At 70.4% G+C, this 15248-nt stretch carries 15 protein-coding genes; 9 read left to right on the forward strand and 6 right to left on the reverse strand.

The features are described from left to right. Positions 1 to 77: 77 nt before the first annotated feature. Positions 78 to 1508 (forward strand): cytochrome P450, encoded by a 1431-nt coding sequence (locus ACX28W_RS04590; protein ID WP_458997445.1) that lies wholly within the window; start codon positions 78 to 80, stop codon positions 1506 to 1508. A 61-nt stretch (positions 1509 to 1569) separates the two neighbouring features. Here the strand turns inward: ACX28W_RS04590 and ACX28W_RS04595 are convergent, their stop codons facing one another. Beyond that, entirely contained in the window at positions 1570 to 3165 is a 1596-nt protein-coding gene (locus tag ACX28W_RS04595; protein WP_458997446.1) for an oxidoreductase, read from the reverse strand. 176 nt (positions 3166 to 3341) lie between these two features. Between ACX28W_RS04595 and ACX28W_RS04600 the strand changes: the two genes are divergently transcribed. Together ACX28W_RS04600 and ACX28W_RS04605 are read left to right on the forward strand one after the other, a co-directional pair. Then, positions 3342 to 3704, forward strand: a complete 363-nt coding sequence (locus tag ACX28W_RS04600; protein ID WP_458997447.1) for a DUF1304 domain-containing protein — start codon at positions 3342 to 3344, stop codon at positions 3702 to 3704. Further along, complete coding sequence (locus ACX28W_RS04605) at positions 3701 to 4255, forward strand: TetR/AcrR family transcriptional regulator (protein WP_458997448.1); 555 nt, start codon at positions 3701 to 3703, stop codon at positions 4253 to 4255. The genes ACX28W_RS04600 and ACX28W_RS04605 overlap by 4 nt, the downstream gene beginning before the upstream one ends. 4 nt (positions 4256 to 4259) lie before the next feature. Here ACX28W_RS04605 and ACX28W_RS04610 read toward each other — a convergent pair whose 3' ends face one another. Together ACX28W_RS04610 and ACX28W_RS04615 are read right to left on the reverse strand one after the other, a co-directional pair. Continuing rightward, on the reverse strand, positions 4260 to 5111 hold the full coding sequence (locus tag ACX28W_RS04610; protein ID WP_458997449.1) for a hypothetical protein: 852 nt from the start codon (positions 5109 to 5111) through the stop codon (positions 4260 to 4262). 77 nt (positions 5112 to 5188) lie between these two features. After that, complete coding sequence (locus ACX28W_RS04615; protein ID WP_458997450.1) at positions 5189 to 6136, reverse strand: GlxA family transcriptional regulator; 948 nt, start codon at positions 6134 to 6136, stop codon at positions 5189 to 5191. Positions 6137 to 6225: 89 nt separating this feature from the next. Between ACX28W_RS04615 and ACX28W_RS04620 the strand changes: the two genes are divergently transcribed. Beyond that, complete coding sequence (locus ACX28W_RS04620; RefSeq protein WP_458997533.1) at positions 6226 to 7167, forward strand: NADP-dependent oxidoreductase; 942 nt, start codon at positions 6226 to 6228, stop codon at positions 7165 to 7167. A 24-nt stretch (positions 7168 to 7191) separates the two neighbouring features. Here the strand turns inward: ACX28W_RS04620 and ACX28W_RS04625 are convergent, their stop codons facing one another. Beyond that, positions 7192 to 8298: an NAD(P)-dependent alcohol dehydrogenase gene (locus ACX28W_RS04625; protein ID WP_458997451.1), complete on the reverse strand. Its 1107-nt coding sequence runs from the start codon at positions 8296 to 8298 to the stop codon at positions 7192 to 7194. Positions 8299 to 8323: 25 nt separating this feature from the next. After that, the gene (locus tag ACX28W_RS04630) at positions 8324 to 9781 is read right to left on the reverse strand and encodes an aldehyde dehydrogenase family protein (RefSeq protein ID WP_458997452.1); all 1458 of its coding nucleotides are present in this window, start codon (positions 9779 to 9781) and stop codon (positions 8324 to 8326) included. 180 nt (positions 9782 to 9961) lie between these two features. On the opposite strand from ACX28W_RS04630, the gene ACX28W_RS04635 reads away from it, so the two are divergent. The 3 genes from ACX28W_RS04635 to ACX28W_RS04645 all read left to right on the forward strand — a co-directional run bounded on the left by ACX28W_RS04635 (position 9962) and on the right by ACX28W_RS04645 (position 11226). After that, positions 9962 to 10399 (forward strand): MarR family winged helix-turn-helix transcriptional regulator, encoded by a 438-nt coding sequence (locus ACX28W_RS04635; RefSeq protein WP_458997453.1) that lies wholly within the window; start codon positions 9962 to 9964, stop codon positions 10397 to 10399. Between the two features lie 125 nt (positions 10400 to 10524). Continuing rightward, the gene (locus ACX28W_RS04640; RefSeq protein ID WP_458997454.1) at positions 10525 to 10905 is read left to right on the forward strand and encodes an anti-sigma factor antagonist; all 381 of its coding nucleotides are present in this window, start codon (positions 10525 to 10527) and stop codon (positions 10903 to 10905) included. Positions 10906 to 10935: 30 nt separating this feature from the next. Beyond that, positions 10936 to 11226, forward strand: a complete 291-nt coding sequence (locus tag ACX28W_RS04645) for a hypothetical protein (RefSeq protein ID WP_458997455.1) — start codon at positions 10936 to 10938, stop codon at positions 11224 to 11226. Between the two features lie 102 nt (positions 11227 to 11328). On the opposite strand, the gene ACX28W_RS04650 is transcribed toward ACX28W_RS04645, so the two are convergent. Beyond that, complete coding sequence (locus ACX28W_RS04650; RefSeq protein WP_458997456.1) at positions 11329 to 12282, reverse strand: ribose-phosphate diphosphokinase; 954 nt, start codon at positions 12280 to 12282, stop codon at positions 11329 to 11331. Positions 12283 to 12530: 248 nt separating this feature from the next. On the opposite strand from ACX28W_RS04650, the gene otr(A) reads away from it, so the two are divergent. Together otr(A) and ACX28W_RS04660 are read left to right on the forward strand one after the other, a co-directional pair. Continuing rightward, the gene (gene otr(A), locus ACX28W_RS04655) at positions 12531 to 14387 is read left to right on the forward strand and encodes a tetracycline resistance ribosomal protection protein Otr(A) (protein ID WP_458997457.1); all 1857 of its coding nucleotides are present in this window, start codon (positions 12531 to 12533) and stop codon (positions 14385 to 14387) included. Positions 14388 to 14585: 198 nt separating this feature from the next. Then, positions 14586 to 15236, forward strand: coding sequence for a DUF4230 domain-containing protein (locus ACX28W_RS04660; protein ID WP_458997458.1), 651 nt, complete (start codon positions 14586 to 14588; stop codon positions 15234 to 15236). Positions 15237 to 15248 lie beyond the last annotated feature (12 nt).

Below are 15248 nucleotides of genomic sequence, written 5' to 3' on the forward strand. Positions count from 1 at the left end.
GATCCAACCGTCGGGGCATGCATGACAGGGCATGGCAGGTTCAGCCCCACTCGTGATGATCTTGAGGAGACGTACAGATGAGCTCCCTGTCGGGTTCCTCCACCGCGGCACCCACCGCGCCCGGCCGACTGCCCTTGATCGGACATGGACACCAACTCGCCCGCCGCCCCCTGGACTTCCTGGACTCGCTGCGCCACCAGGGCAGCGTGGTACGGATCCTGATCGGACCCACCTCCGCCTATGTCGTCACCGACCCCTCCGTCACCCGCAGAGTTCTGGTGACGGAGGTCGACGCCTTCGCCAAGGGCGGGAAGATCATCGACGCGTTGCGGGTGTTCTTCGGCGACGGGCTCGCCACCATCGCCGACGGCGACCTGCACATGAAACACCGGCGCTTGATGCAGCCGATGTTCAACAAGGCGCACATCGCCACCCGGGGCGACGTGATGATCGAGCACGTACGGGCCGCGACCGCCGCGTGGACGCCTGGGACCCCACGCGAGACGTACGAGGACATGAACGACCTCACCCTGTCGACCTTCCTCGTGGCCCTCTTCGGTTCGGGACTGCCGTCCCATGTCGAGGAGGAGTTCACGAGCCTCATGCCGACGATCATGCGCGGCACGATCCGGCAGACCATCCTGCCGGGCTGGGTGACCAAGCTTCCGTTGCCGGCGAACCGGGCGCACGAGCGGCACGTGGCCCGGTTGCGGGCCCTCATCGACCAGGCCATCGACCACCATCGCGCACAGTTGGCGGTCGCCGCACCGGTCGCCGCCGCACCGCCGGCGGGCTGCCCGGCGCACAACGGCGTCGGCCGAACCTCCGAGCAGGCGCCCGGCGGTGGGCTCTTCTCCACCCTTCTCACCGCCGACGACCCGGAGACGGGCCCCCTCTCCCACCAGCAGCTGCAGGACGAGGCGATCACGCTCCTCACCGGTGCCATCGAGACGACGGGCACCACGCTCGCCTGGGCCCTGTACGAGATCAGTCGGAACCCGCGGATCGAGCAACGCCTGCACGAGGAACTCTCCACGGCCTGCGGCGACCGTCCGCTCACACAGGAGGATCTGCCCTCCCTCCCCTACATGCGCAGTGTCCTGAAGGAGACCATGCGCATGTACGGCCCCGCGTGGCTGGTCACCCGTACCACCACGCGCCCGGTGACACTCGACGGGTATCCGATACCCGAGGGCGCGGACGTCGTCTACAGCCCGTACGTCCACCAGCACGACCCCGAGGTCTACGCCGACCCCGCCGCCTTCGACCCGGACCGCTGGGAGTCCGAGCGGGCCAAGGACCTCAACCGCTCCTCGTTCCTCGCCTTCGGCGACGGCCGCCGCAAGTGCATCGGCGAGGAGTTCGCCTGGACCGAACTCCTCATCATCCTCGCCACCGTCCTCCAGCGCTGGCGTCTGACCCTCACTTCGGCTCCCCCGCGCCCGCAGGCCATCGTCACGGTCAAGCCGGACAAGCTGTCGATGACCCCGCACCCACGTACGGCGTAGCGGCGAGGAGCCTCCCCGGCGCTCGGCGCTGCGGGCGCCGGGCGCCGGGCGCCGATGACGGTCACGCTCGGCGGAGCGTGCGGTTGGCGCCCGCGGCGGCCGTCGTCGCGAGCAGCCAGCCCAGGCAGACCAGGACCACGGCCGCCCACTGGAGCCCGCCGCGCGGACTGAACGCCTGCTCCTGCCCGAAGTCGACGAGCGGCAGCACCAGGTCGAAGGTGTAGATGGCCGCCTGGAAGCGGGGCGGCTTGCCGGGGTCGACCGGTTGCGGGGGCCAGCGGGTGAACAGGAGGATCCCGCTGAGCATGATCGCGCACAGCCACCACACGGCACGCATCGGCCGGTAGCCGTAGCCGACGGTGATGTCCTGGAGGTGGCTCCACACGCGACCGGGCCACGGCAGTGTGGTGCGCAGCCGCCGTTGTTTGGCGAGCAGGACGGTGCGGGCGTCGCCGTCGTGGCCATGCAGCCGGTACGCGGCCGCCAGTTGCTCGTACGGCTGCGGGGTGAATCCCTCGGGGTCGCGGGCGAGCAGCGGAAGCCGTTGCGGGGCCGGGAGTTGGGGCAGCAGGCTGTCGTACACCACGCCCTCCATGCGCAGCGCCGTGGGCCAGCGCTCCGGGGTGCCGCTCAGGACGGTCACGCGGGCGTGGCTGAGGTCGACGGTGCCGTGTACGGGCTCACGAAAGCGTATGTCGAGTTCGGAGGCGGTGGAGCGGCGGCTGAGGAGGGCCGGCTGTCCGGCCGGTGCCTCGATGAGTCCGTCCTTGAAGCAGAACCGGCTGCGCACGGTGATGCTGCTCATGGAGAGCCGGCCGCGTGCGGTGAAGCCGTCGCAGAGGTTGAACTCCGCGCCGACGTCTATGCCGTGGGCGCGCAGGGCGGGCTGCCCGTCCTCGGCGGTGAGCGACGCCTCCTCGAAGAGGGCGCCACCGCCCACCCTCGCGTCGCACAGATCGACGGTGCCTTCGGCGACGAGCCCGCCCCGGCAGTTCAAGTCCCCTCCTATGTGCAGCCGGTTGGCCTTGAGTGCCGGCCCCGACGGGTTGCGCAGCTCGGCGCGTTTGAGGACGACGCTGCCGCGTACGGAGGTGTCCCGCAGGTCGGTGCAGCCGTGGACGCGGAGTCCCGAACCGGCTTGGATGTCTCCGCCGACGGTGGCGCACAGCAGTTGCAGCGCGCCTTCGCCGCGGCGGTGGCCGTGCCCGGTCAGGTGGCTGTTCTCCAGGTGCAGGGTGCCGCCGATCGAGGCGCCGTACAGATCCATCGGCCCTCCCACCCGGCACCCGGTGATCTCGCACTGCCGCCCGATCGTGACGCCGACCGCGGAGAGGCCGGGCAGCACGCAGTCGCGCAGCTCCAGGGCGCCCAGGGAGGCGCCGTCGAGACAGGGGGCCTGCTCGAAACGGCAGTTGCGCAGCCGCAGGGTTCCCGCGACGACCGCCTCGGCCAGGTCGAGCCGCCCGGTGATCGTCACGTCCCTGAGCCTCAGCCGCGGCAGGTGACCCGGCTCCGCAGGCGGCGGCGCGTGCAGCAGCCGACGGACGACCGAGGCCCGGACCTCGCCCCCGTCCGCGTACCACTCCCCCACGCGGAAGGCGGCCCACATCCCCCGCTCACTCCCGCTCCACCCACCCGGCGCCAGGCTGCCCGACACGTCAACTCCCCCTCCAGCAACGGAAACCGCTGCGTCACTACCCCGGGGGCGCGCGGGGCAACCGAAGGCACTCCGTGATTTCCTGGACAGACGTCCAGCTATAGTGGACATCCGTCCAGGAAGTGCGGATGAGAACGCGGCAGAGAACGCGGAAGTCGACGAGGAGTTTGCTGACGATGGATACGGTCGCGAACGTGCTGGTGGGCCTGGTGGCCGCACTGCACGCGTACATCCTGGTGATGGAGATGTTCCTGTGGGAGAAGAAGCCGGGGCGTGGGCTGCACGGGTTCGACTCGGAGATGGCCCGCGCGACCGCGCCGATGGCCGCCAACCAGGGGCTCTACAACGGGTTCCTGGCCGCCGGCCTGGTGTGGGGACTGATCGCCGCGGATCCGACCGGCTTTCGCGTGCAGGTGTTCTTCCTGGTGTGCGTCGTGGTCGCCGGGGTGTACGGCGCGGTCACCGCGAATCGCCGCATCCTGTTCGCGCAGGCGCTGCCCGGCGCGCTCGCCCTCGCCGCAGTCCTCGCCGCGCGGTGACGCCGGAGGAACCGCGGGCCGCCCGCACCCGGGAGAAGCTGCGGCAGGCACTCCTGGCGGAGTGCGCCGAGCGCCCGCTGGAAGAGGTCGGCGTCGCCGCGCTGGTGCGGCGGGCCGGGGTGGGCCGGGCCACGTTCTATGTGCACTACGCCGACCTGGAGGCACTGGCCGTCGACGCCTGCGCCGATGTCGTACGAGAAGCAGTGGACGCGCTGCACGCGTGGCGCGGCCGACCCGACCCGGTGTCCGCGCCCGATGCCCTGCTCACGTTCTTCGCCGACCTCGCCCCGAACGCCGCCCTCTACCGCGCGCTGCTGACCCCGGGCGGGGGCGGCCCGCTCGGCCATGTCCTGCACCGGGATCTGCGCGCCCGCAGCCTGGCCGAGCGCACCCTCGTGGGCGCTCCGGACGCCCCGCTGGTCGCCTCCGCCGTCGCCGCCACCTTCGCCGGGGTCCTCGCCGACTGGCTGCACGGTCTGCTCGAGGGCGGCCCCGAGGAAGTGGCGCACCAGGTCTGGCAGTTGCTGGTCGCCCTGCACAGCAGCCGGTGAGCCCTCACTGGCAGGCCACGTAGTCCCTTGTGGCGGGCCACGCCTCCACCCCGTCGGAGGTGCGTACGTACGCCGTCTCCTCGTCGTCCGTCAGCCAGAGCGCCCAGTCCTCGAAGCGGTATCCGGTGTCACGCGCGTCGGCGGGCATGGGCACGTCCCCGTCGTACGCGGAGGTGAGCAGCTCCGTCCCGAGTGCCTCGTGCGGGTCGCGGGCGTACTGCCTGGCGCTCTTGCCCTCGCCCAGGTCAAGGAAGTGCACGTTCTCCCAGCCGCAGTGCTCCGGCCCCGTCGAGCTGCTCACCGTCGTGGTGGGCACACGACGGCCGTCCCGGTCGGTCCAGATCTCGTGCTTGGTGTCGGTGAAGCTCGCCGGGAGTTCGGCCGGGTCGCAGGAGGCGCTGGTCTCCGGGCCCCAACCGGGGCGTTCGGGCTGGTCCTTGGCCACGACGACGGCAACCTTGGTCCGGCCGTCGACGTCGTACGAGAACAGGATCCGGCCCTCTCCCTTGCGCTCCACCCGGTAGCCGTGGTCGGGCAGTTCGGGCTGATACATGTCGAAGTACGCGTTCAGGCCTTCCTCCGGCGTCGCACCGCCGTCGCTCTCGCCCCACCCATCACCTCCGTCGCCCGAGTAGATCCCGCCGTCGCACTCCAGCGCCCGGCCGGCCGCGCCCGAACTCTCCTCGAATTCCCGTGGACTGCCGTCGGCGCTCTCCGTGAACGGCACGTCCAGCGGCCCGGCGTACGGCGTGGCCGGGGGCGTGCCGGTGATCACGAGATCCTCGCGGATCCCGTCGTCGCATCCCAGCACCGTCAGGCCGAGCAGAACCATCGTCGCCACGATCCCCTTGCGCATTCCCACCCCTGTTCTCCGAACGCCGCGTCCCTCCTACGACGCCGGAGTGGCGTTGATCGTTCGGCGGCGAACGCGCCTCAGCGGGCGGCCTGGAACGTACGCCGGTACGCCTGCGGCGAGACGCCGATCGCCGTGTGCAGGTGCTGCCGGAGCGAGGTGCCGGTCGCGAAGCCGACCTCGCCGGCGATCTGGTCCACCGAGAGGTCGCTGGACTCCAGCAGATGACGGGCCCGGGCGACACGTTGCTGAATGAGCCAGCGCCCGGGACTCATGCCCACTTCGTCCTGGAAACGGCGGGCGAAGGTACGTAGGCTCATCCGGGCGTTCCCCGCGAGATCGGTCAGTGTCAGTGGGTCGCCCAGGCGTTCGAGGGCCCATGCCCGGGTCGCGGTCGTGCTCGTCGCCGAAGGTTCGGGCACGGGCTGTTCGATGTACTGGGCCTGGCCGCCGTCTCGCCAGGGGGGCACCACACAGCGCCGGGCCACCTTGTTCGCCAGTTCGCTGCCGTGGTCCTCGCGGACGATGTGCAGACAGACATCGACACCGGAGGCGGCACCGGCGGACGTCAGGATCGTGCCGTCGTCGACGAAGAGCACGTCCGGGTCCAGCGCCACGTGCGGGAACATCCGCCGGAACTGATCGGCCAGCTGCCAGTGCGTGGTCGCCCGCCGCCCTTCCAGGAGACCGGCCGCCGCCAGGACGAACGCGCCCGTGCAGATGGAGACGATCCGGGTACCGGGCCGGATGAGCGCGAGCGCTGCGGTGATCTCCTCGGGGAGCTCCGCGGTGACGTTCGCCGGAGTGATGGGCGCGATCACCACCGTGTCGGCCGTGCGCAGCACCTCGGGGCCGTGCTCGACGGTGACCGAGAAGTCCGCGTTACTGCGCACCGGCCGCCCGTCGACCGTGCAGGTCAGCACCTCGTACCGACCGTCCGCCGCGTCGAAGATCCGGCTGGGGATGCCCAGCTCGAAGGGGTAGACGCCGTCGAGCGCCAGGACCACGACCCGCTCCACATGCCGCATGGCACGATCCTATCGAACATTGGCAATCGTGCCATTTTCTTGTCGGGCGAACTTCGGCAGGCTGGGACACCATGAGCACTGTGAACGCGATGAACACCATGCGAGCCATCAGCCAGGACGTCCTCGGCGGTCCCGAGGTCCTCAAGGAAGTACAGGTGGAGCGCCCCACACCGCGGACGAACGAGGTACTGGTCCGCGTGCGCGCCGCCGGGGTCAACCCGACCGACTGGAAGCACCGCGCCACCGGCGGATTCCTCGGCGAGCCGCCCTTCACCCTCGGCTGGGACGTCTCCGGCGTGGTCGAGGCGACGGGGATCGGCGTCGCCCGCTTCCAGCCCGGGGACGAGGTCTTCGGCATGCTGTCCTACCCCTTCGGACACGGTTCGCACGCCGAGTACGTCACCGCCCCGGCCCGCACCTTCGCGCACAAGCCGGCCGGGATCGACCACACGCAGGCCGGCGCGCTTCCGCTGGTCTCGCTGACCTCGTGGCAGGCCCTGGTCGAGATGGCCGACCTGCGGCCGGGGCAGCGGGTACTGATCCACGCGGCGGCCGGCGGGGTCGGGCACGTGGCCGTGCAGATCGCCAAGGCGCGGGGTGCCTATGTGATCGGCACGGCGAGCGCGGGCAAGCACGACTTCCTGCGCGGGATCGGCGTGGACGAGGCGATCGACTACCGGGAGACCGACTTCGCCGAGGCCGTGCGGGACGTAGACGTCGTCCTGGACACCATCGGCGGCGAGACCACCCTGCGCTCGCTGCGCGTGCTGAAGCCTGGCGGAATCGTGGTCTCGATCCTGCCGGTCGGCTCCGACGAGCTCTACGAGGAGGCCGAGCGACTCGGCGTACGGGCGATCAGGATGCTCGTCGACGCCTCCCACACCGGCATGAAGGCGATCGCGGACCTCGTTGAGGCGGGCAAGCTGCGCCCCACGATCGCCGCGACCTTCCCGCTGGCCGATGCTGCCAAGGCGCACGCGCTCGGCGACACCGGCCGGACGACGGGGAAGCTGGTCCTGGTCGTCGACTAGAACGTGTGGACCAGAAGGTGTGGACTAGAACGTGAGCACGGGCTTGATCGCCTTGCCCGCGCCCATGTCCCGCACCGCCTGCTCGATGTCCGCGAACGGGTAGTGGCTGATCAGGCGGTGCAGTGGGAGCCGTCCCTCCTTGACCAACTGGACCAGGGCGGGGATGAAGGTCTGGGTCTCGCTGTCGCCGAGGGTGAGGCCCTCGATCCGCTTGCCGGGGATCAATCCGTTGACGTCCAGGGCGACTTCGGTGCCGAACGGCGGGGCACCGACCACGACCAGGGTGCCGCGGGCGGCGAGCGCGTCGACGCCCATGCGCAGCACGGCGACACTGCCCGTGGTCTCCACGACGCCGTCGGCGCCCTGGCCGCCGGTGATCCCGGCGAGCGCCGCCACGATGTCGGCCTCGCCGGCGTTCACGGTGTGGGTGGCGCCCAACTCCTTGGCGAGCGAGAGGCGTTCGCCCACCTTGTCGACCGCGACGATCCGCGTCGCGGGGGTGAGGGCGGCGGCCATCACCGCGGACAGGCCGACGGCTCCGGCGCCGAGCACGACGACGGTGCTGCCGAGGCACGGCTTCAGTACGTTCCAGACGGCGCCGACTCCGGTCTGCACCCCGCAGCCGAGCGGGGCGATGGACTCCAGCGGCACGTCCCGGTCGACCTTGACGAGGCTGCGCTGGTCGACCAATGCCCGTTCCGCGAAGGACGACTGCCCGAAGAAGTGGCCGCCGAGCGGCGTTCCGTCGCGGCTGACGGTGCTGGTGCCGTCGGCGCGGCGGCCGCCGATGAGGTTCAGCGGCAGCCAGGTGGCGCAGTAGGCGGGGTGCCCGTCACGGCAGTTGTGGCAGCCGCCGCAGGAGGTGAAGGACAGGACGACGTGGTCACCGGGGGCGACGCCGGTGACATTCGGGCCGACGGCCTCGACGACTCCCGCTCCCTCGTGGCCGAGGACGCCGGGCAGCGGGAAGGGCAGACCGCCGCTCGCCACACCGAGGTCGGTGTGGCACAGACCGGTCGCCACCATACGGACGAGGGCTTCGCCGGGGCCGGGCTCATCGAGTTCCACGTCGGTGAGCGTGAACGGCGCTCCCCCGGACTCGACCACGGCCGCGCGAGTGGTGACGGACATCGTACGAACTCCCATGGTGAGCGGCTCAGTCGAGCGAGACGACGACGGACTTGACCTTGGTGTAGGCGGCGAGCGCCTCGGGCCCGTACTCGCGGCCGAAGCCGGAGTCCTTGACCCCGCCGAAGGGAACCGCGGGGTCGAGCATCGCCCAGTCGTTGATCCAGACGATGCCCGCCTGGAGCCGGTCGGCGACGCGGTGGGCGCGGGCGAGATTGCCGGTCTGGATGCCCGAAGCCAGGCCGTACGGGGTGGAGTTGGCCAGTTCGACGGCCTCGTCCTCGGAGTCGAAGGGCTGGACCGTGAGGACGGGGCCGAAGATCTCCTCCTGGATGACGCGGGAGTCGTCGGACAGGTCGGCGATCACCGTGGGCTGGTAGTAGTAGCCGCCGTTCAGGTCGAGTCGCTCGCCGCCGCAGACGACGCGGGCGCCTTCCTTGCGGGCCAGGTCGACATACTCCTCGACCTTCCGGAGGTGCTTCTCCCCCGCCATCGGGCCGACGACCGTCTCAGGGGCCCGGGGGTCGCCCACCGGAACGCCGGGGACGGCGTCGGCGAGGATACCCAGCAGTGTGCTGTACACCGAGCGCGCCACCAGCAGCCGTGGGCCGCCCATACAGAACTGCCCGGAGTTGAAGACGAAGCCCTTGATGACCGCGCCGACCGCCTTCTCCAGGTCCGCGTCCTCGAAGACGAGGTGGGCCGCGTTACCGCCCAGCTCCATGGTGACGGGCTTGAGCGCCTCGCCCGCGACGCTCGCGGCGTGCCGGCCGACCGCGGTCGACCCGGTGAAGGCGAGCTTGTCGATCCCGGGGTTGCGCAGCAGCGCCTCGCCCGCGACGGGGCCACTGCCGGTGACGACGTTGACGACGCCGTCCGGGACACCGGCGTCCTGGAGCAGCCGGGCCATGTACAGGGCGCTCAGCGGGGTCTCGTCGGCGGGCTTGTGGACCACGGTGTTGCCGGCCGCGAGCGCCGGGGCGAGCTTCGAACTGGACAGGATCAGCGGGAAGTTGAAGGGGGTGATCGCGGCGACGACGCCGAGCGGTCCGCGGCGTGTGTAGGCGAAGGCGTTGAGAGGGGTGTCGCGGGTGGCACCGTCCAGGGTCTGGGCGAGCGCGGCGCAGTACTCGTACTCGTCGGCCGCGGTCATGACGTCGACGGGGCGGCACAGCGCGAGGGGCTTGCCGACGTCGAGGCTCTCCAGGGCGGCGAGTTCGTCGGCGTTCGCGCGGATCAGCTCGGAGACGCGATGCAGCACCCGGCCGCGCTCGCGGCCGCTCATCCTGGCCCAGGGACCGTGATCAAAGGCCTCCCGCGCGGCGCGCACGGCGGCGTCGACGTCGGCCGGGCCCGCCTCCGCGACGGTCGTGACCACTTGGCCGGTGGACGGATCGATCACGTCCGTGCGCGCTCCGTCGGCCGCCTCGCGCCACTGTCCGCCGATGAACAGCCGCCCGGGCCCGCTCTCGAAGGTGGTCGTCATTGCCCACTCCTCAGCCTTGATGCCTGATGCCTTGCTTGACGCCTGATGTCTGACGCTTGATGCCTGATGTGACGCTTGATGCCTGACGCCCTTGATCGCCAAGGTTTCAACCAACAGGATTCCTGTTGGTTCACAGTCTCATTACAGACAGGTTTCCTGTCAATGCCTTAGGCTGATCCCATGGTCGGCACCAAGGCAACGAAAGCACCTCCGTCCCTGCTCTACATGGTCAAGCAGGTGGAGCTCGTCGTACGCTCCCACCTCGACGAATTGGTGAAACCGGCGGGGATCACCGCGTTGCAGTACACCTCGCTCACGGTGCTGGAGCGGCACGACGGACTCTCGGCGGCACAGCTCGCGCGCGACTCGTTCGTGACCGCCCAGTCCATGGCCGACCTGGTGCGGTCACTGGAGAACCGCGGCCTTGTGCGCCGCGAGCGCAATCCCCGCAACCGGCGCGAGTTGCTGATCCTGCTGACCGACGAGGGGCGCGAACTGCTCGGGCGGTTCGCGGAGGCGGTGCGGGAGCTGGAGGAACGCATGGTCCGGGACCTCACGGCGCACCAGACCGACCAGTTCCGCCAGGCGCTTTCCCGGGCGTGGCACGCGTTGTCGTAACCCGCGTATTCGTTTCTCGGGACGACTCGCCGCCCAAATCGAAGACATATGTCAATCGAACATGCTGAAATTCGCTCTAACGAGGGTAGTTTGCAGAGCAGGGAACGGTTGGAGGCGATGTCGTCGTGACACACGGCCCCGCACCGCTCACCCGGCATCTGCACATCCACCGGATGCGGGGTCACACCGTGCTGGAGTTCCACGGGGAGATCGACATCCTCGCGGCGCTGGAGATCACCCCGTATCTGGATTCCGCCACGGGGCACCCGAGGCCGCAGGTCGTGATCGACCTGCGGCCGGCCGAGTTCTTCGACTGCTCGGGGCTGCGCCTGCTGTACCGGGCCAGGCGCCGGGTCCTCGACCGGGGCGGGCGCGTGCACCTCGTCTGCACCGACCCGGTGACGCTGCGCGTCCTGAAGGTGACCGGCCTGGCGCACCTCCTGCCACCCTCGGCATCCCTGGACGAGGCGCTGGGGCAGCCCGAGGCCACGTCGGGCTCGTTCTGATTCGCCAGACACTGAGGAACCGAACAGCTCATGAACAGTTCCGCGGACGACATCATCCGCACGGTGGTCGACACTCTGAAGCAACGAGCCGCAGCTCGAGGAGAAACCGTGCCGGCCCTCGATTCGGTGCGCAACCTTGTCGCGAACGACGAGTCGGACATCGCGATCGACTACCTCATCAACACGGTCAACTCGTTCCGGCTCGCGCTGCGGCAGGACGAGTACGACCGGCTGATGTCGGCGGCCGTCCTGCTGGACTACACGGACTGCGTGACCGACATCGATCCCCGGTTGCTCACCCCCGCATCCGACGACATCTGACGGCCGGGCACCGGTGCTGTCGGGGCCGGGCCCTCGTCATCGGGTGCGCGGGGGAGGACCTGGTGCAGGACGCGACCGTGCGCAACGGCCGCGCGATCATGTCTATTCGCCCCGGGGCGCGTCGAACAGGGCGCTGACGGACTCGCCGTTGTGAATGCGCCGCACGGCCTCCGCGAGCGCCGGAGCGATGGACAGGATCCGCAGCTTCTCGGTGTGCTCCTCGACCGGGACCGGAACCGTGTTGGTGCACACGATCTCCAACACGTCCTCCTGGTCGCTGAGTCGCTTGAGCGCCCCCGCCGCGAACAGCCCGTGCGTGCAGGCGACCCGGATCGAGCGAGGCCCCAACTCCCGCAGTCGCTGCAGAAGTTCGAGGACCGTGCTGCCCTTGGCGATCTCGTCGTCCAGCACGATGACATCGCGCCCGGTGACATCACCGATCACGGAGCTGATGCTCACCCGGTCGTCGGCGAACCGCTGCTTGGCGCCGGCCGCCACCTGGGCGCCGATCAGCCGTGCGAAGGCGGCGGCCTCCTTGGCGTTGCCCAGGTCCGGCGACACCACCGTCGTACGCGACAGGTCGTAGCCGCGGAAGTGCACCGCCAGCTCCCGCAGGGCGTGCAGGTGGTCGACCGGCACCGAGAAGAACCCGTGGACCTGCGGGGAGTGCAGCGTCATCGCCAGGACACGGCTCGCCCCGGCCGCCACCAGCAGGTCCGCCACCAGCCGCCCGCCCATGGAGATCCGCGGCATGTCCTTCTTGTCCGAACGGGCGTACGAGTAGTGCGGCATGACCACCGTGATCCGACCCGCGGACGCGCCCCGCGCCGCGTCGCACATCATCAGCAGTTCGACGAGATGCTCCTGGACCGGGGTGACCAGCGGCTGTACGAGAAAGACATCGCGCTCCCGGCAATTCGCCTGGAGCTGCACCTCCAGGCAGTCGTTGGCGAACCGGCTGACCCGGGTCGGGCTGAGGGGCACACCGAGATGCGCGCAAACCTCGGCGGCCAGTTCGGGATGGGCACTACCGCTGAACACGGCGATGTCACGCACGACCGCTCCTCGCATGATCGAACCGGGATGCGTCGCCGGTTGGCATGATCGTCCCGGGGTGCGTGCCTCATGCTACTGGGACCTCACCGGGTACTCCCACCGGGGGAAACTCGGTTGCGGATGGTCACCGGGGGTGCGGCATCATGGCATCGCCAGCGCCCCTCACCCACGGGAGAACGACATGCGCCGATTCCTCGGAACTTCTCAGCGCCCCCACCGGACGACTGTTCTCGAGGACTCGACCACCTATGCACACCCTGAACATCGGAATTCTGGCCCACGTCGACGCGGGTAAGACCAGCCTCACCGAGCGGCTGCTGTTCGACGGCGGCTCCCTCGACCGGCTCGGCAGCGTCGACGCCGGTGACACCCGCACGGACGACGGACAGATCGAGCGACAACGCGGGATCACCATCCGCTCGGCCGTCGCCGCCTTCACCGTCGGGGACGTCCAGATCAACCTGCTCGACACCCCGGGGCACGCGGACTTCATCGCCGAGGTGGAGCGCGCCCTGGAGGTTCTGGACGGCGCGGTGCTGCTCCTGTCCGCCGTCGAGGGCGTCCAGGCGCAGACGCGCGTCCTGATGAAGACCCTGCGACGGCTCCGGCTGCCCACGCTCATTTTCATCAACAAGATCGACCGTGCGGGGGCACGGGACGAGGCTCTCCTCGACGAGGTCCGGCGCCGCCTCACGCCGTACGTCGTCCCGCTCACCGGCGTGCGTGACATCGGCACCGCGTACGCCCGGGTCGTGCCGCGTCCGCTGGACGAGGCGGCGGCCGGCACCCTCGCCGAGGTCGACGCCGACGTGCTCGCCGGGGTGGTGGACGGGCCCGCGCCGACCCCGGAGGAGCTGGCCGCCGCGCTCGCCGCGCACACCGCCGACGGCTCCCTCCACCCCGTCTACTTCGGGTCCGCCCTCGGCGGGCAGGGAGTGGCCGAACTCGTCGAGGGGCTGGTCCGGCTCGTTCCACCCCCGAAGGCTCCGGACTCCGCGGAGCCACGGGGCACGGTCTTCGCCGTGCGGCCCGGCCCCGGCGGTGAGCGCACCGCGTATCTGCGGTTGTACGACGGCGAAGTGACACATCGTCAGCGACTCACCTTCCGGCGTCGCGAGGCCGACGGCCGCACCACCCAAGTGCCCGGCCGAGCGAGGGAACTGGACGTCGTCGGGCGACCGGGGGCGGGCACGCTCACCGCGGGCAACATCGCCGCGGTCCGCGGCGTCGGCGGCATCCGGGTCGGTGACCGTCTCGGTGAAGTCACCGACCGGGCACCGCAGTTCGCGGCTCCGACGCTGGAGACCCTGGTCCGGGCCAGGCGCCCCGACCAGGCCGCTCCGCTGCGCTCTGCCCTGCTCGCCCTGGCCGACCAGGACCCGCTGCTGCACGCCCGGCCCGCCGCGTCCGGCGGCACCGCGCTGCTCCTCTACGGCGAGGTCCAGAAGGAGGTGGTGGCGGCCACGCTCGCCCAGGACTTCGGCATCGAGGCGGACTTCGAACCGAGCCGGGTGCGATTCCTGGAACGGCCGGCCGGCACCGGTGAGGCGTACGAGGAGATCCAACGGCACGGACACAGCGGGTTCTGGGCCACGATCGGACTGCGCATCGAGCCGGGACCACGCGGCTCGGGCGGAGTCTTCACCTACGAGACCGAACTCGGCGCCCTCCCCCGCGCCTTCCACCAGGCGATCGAGGACACGGTCCACGCGACCCTGCTGACCGGTCCGCACGGCCGGCCGGTGACGGACTACCGGGCCACGCTCGTCCGCTCCGGATTCGCCGCGCCGCTCAGCACGGCCGCCGACTTCCGCGGTCTCACCCCGATCGTCCTGCGGCGCGCGCTGGAGCGGGCAGGGACGCGGGTGTACGAGCCGTACCACGCGTTCGAGGTGGAGCTCCCGCTCGACGCACTGGCCCCGGTCACGGCGCTCCTCGCCGCCCTCGGGACGCGGTTCGAGGAGACGACCGGCGGCCGTACCGCCTGGCTGGTCACCGGAGAACTGCCGACCCGGCGGGTGCGGGACATCGAGCTGCGACTGCCGGGGCTCACCCACGGAGAAGGGGTCTGGTGGTCGCGCCCGTCGGGCGACCACCGCGTGTAGTCCGGCAGATGCCGTAGGCGAGGCGGACGCGGTGCTCCCTTGGCGTACGGCGAACTGCGGTGGGAGCGCGGGCCATCCGTACCGCCGGGGTGGACGCGCTCCCACCCGCACTCCCACCCGGGCTACCGAATCCGCCAACAGAGCGGCCTACCAAGGGATTTGAGGGGCATCCGGTTAGCAGGAAGGAGGACCGTCGACATGACGACGTCCATCAAACGCATGCCCGGGTGGGCCAAGGTGATCAGTGCTGTCGCGCTGGTGCTCGTGCTGCTGTTCGCCGGGCTGCGGCTGGCCGTTCTGCCCGGGCTGCGCGACCTGTTCGGCACCGAGACCAACGACCGCTCCGGACCCGCCCTCCTCAAATCGATCCAGGACATGAGCCGTTACAACGCCGCTTCCGGCAACTTCCAGGTGGTGGTGGACCTGGAGAAGGACGCCAAGTTCCTGCCCGACGCGATCCGCGGCACCCGCACGCTGTACGTGGGGGCCGGCACGGTCGACGCGTACGTCAACCTCGGCGGGCTCGCCGAGAAGGACGTGACCGTCAACGCCGACCGCACCTCAGCCACCCTCCGACTGCCGCACGCGGCCCTCGGCAAGCCCGCGCTCGACCCCGACCGCTCCTACGCCGTCTCCAAACAACGCGGTCTGCTGGACCGGCTCGGCGACTTCTTCTCCGACAACCCGAACGGCGAGCGCGCCGTGCAACAACTCGCGTCGAAACACATCGGCGCGGCCGCCAAGGACAGCGAACTCACCGAACGGGCCGAGAAGAACACCACCAGCATGCTCGACGGTCTGCTGCGCTCCCTGGGCTTCAAGGAGGTGACCGTCACCTACCGCGCCTGAACGGCCGCCCGG

The organism is Streptomyces sp. SD15 (assembly GCF_054462255.1).

What these genes read in the sequence shown, in the direction of transcription:
- ACX28W_RS04590 (WP_458997445.1), top strand. Translation starts at nt 78, where the DNA reads ATGAGCTCCCTGTCGGGTTCCTCCACCGCGGCACCCACCGCGCCCGGC.
- ACX28W_RS04600 (WP_458997447.1), top strand. Translation starts at nt 3,342, where the DNA reads ATGGATACGGTCGCGAACGTGCTGGTGGGCCTGGTGGCCGCACTGCAC.
- ACX28W_RS04610 (WP_458997449.1), bottom strand. Translation starts at nt 5,111, where the DNA reads ATGCGCAAGGGGATCGTGGCGACGATGGTTCTGCTCGGCCTGACGGTG.
- ACX28W_RS04615 (WP_458997450.1), bottom strand. Translation starts at nt 6,136, where the DNA reads ATGCGGCATGTGGAGCGGGTCGTGGTCCTGGCGCTCGACGGCGTCTAC.
- ACX28W_RS04620 (WP_458997533.1), top strand. Translation starts at nt 6,226, where the DNA reads ATGAACACCATGCGAGCCATCAGCCAGGACGTCCTCGGCGGTCCCGAG.
- ACX28W_RS04625 (WP_458997451.1), bottom strand. Translation starts at nt 8,298, where the DNA reads ATGTCCGTCACCACTCGCGCGGCCGTGGTCGAGTCCGGGGGAGCGCCG.
- ACX28W_RS04630 (WP_458997452.1), bottom strand. Translation starts at nt 9,781, where the DNA reads ATGACGACCACCTTCGAGAGCGGGCCCGGGCGGCTGTTCATCGGCGGA.
- ACX28W_RS04635 (WP_458997453.1), top strand. Translation starts at nt 9,962, where the DNA reads ATGGTCGGCACCAAGGCAACGAAAGCACCTCCGTCCCTGCTCTACATG.
- ACX28W_RS04645 (WP_458997455.1), top strand. Translation starts at nt 10,936, where the DNA reads ATGAACAGTTCCGCGGACGACATCATCCGCACGGTGGTCGACACTCTG.
- ACX28W_RS04660 (WP_458997458.1), top strand. Translation starts at nt 14,586, where the DNA reads ATGACGACGTCCATCAAACGCATGCCCGGGTGGGCCAAGGTGATCAGT.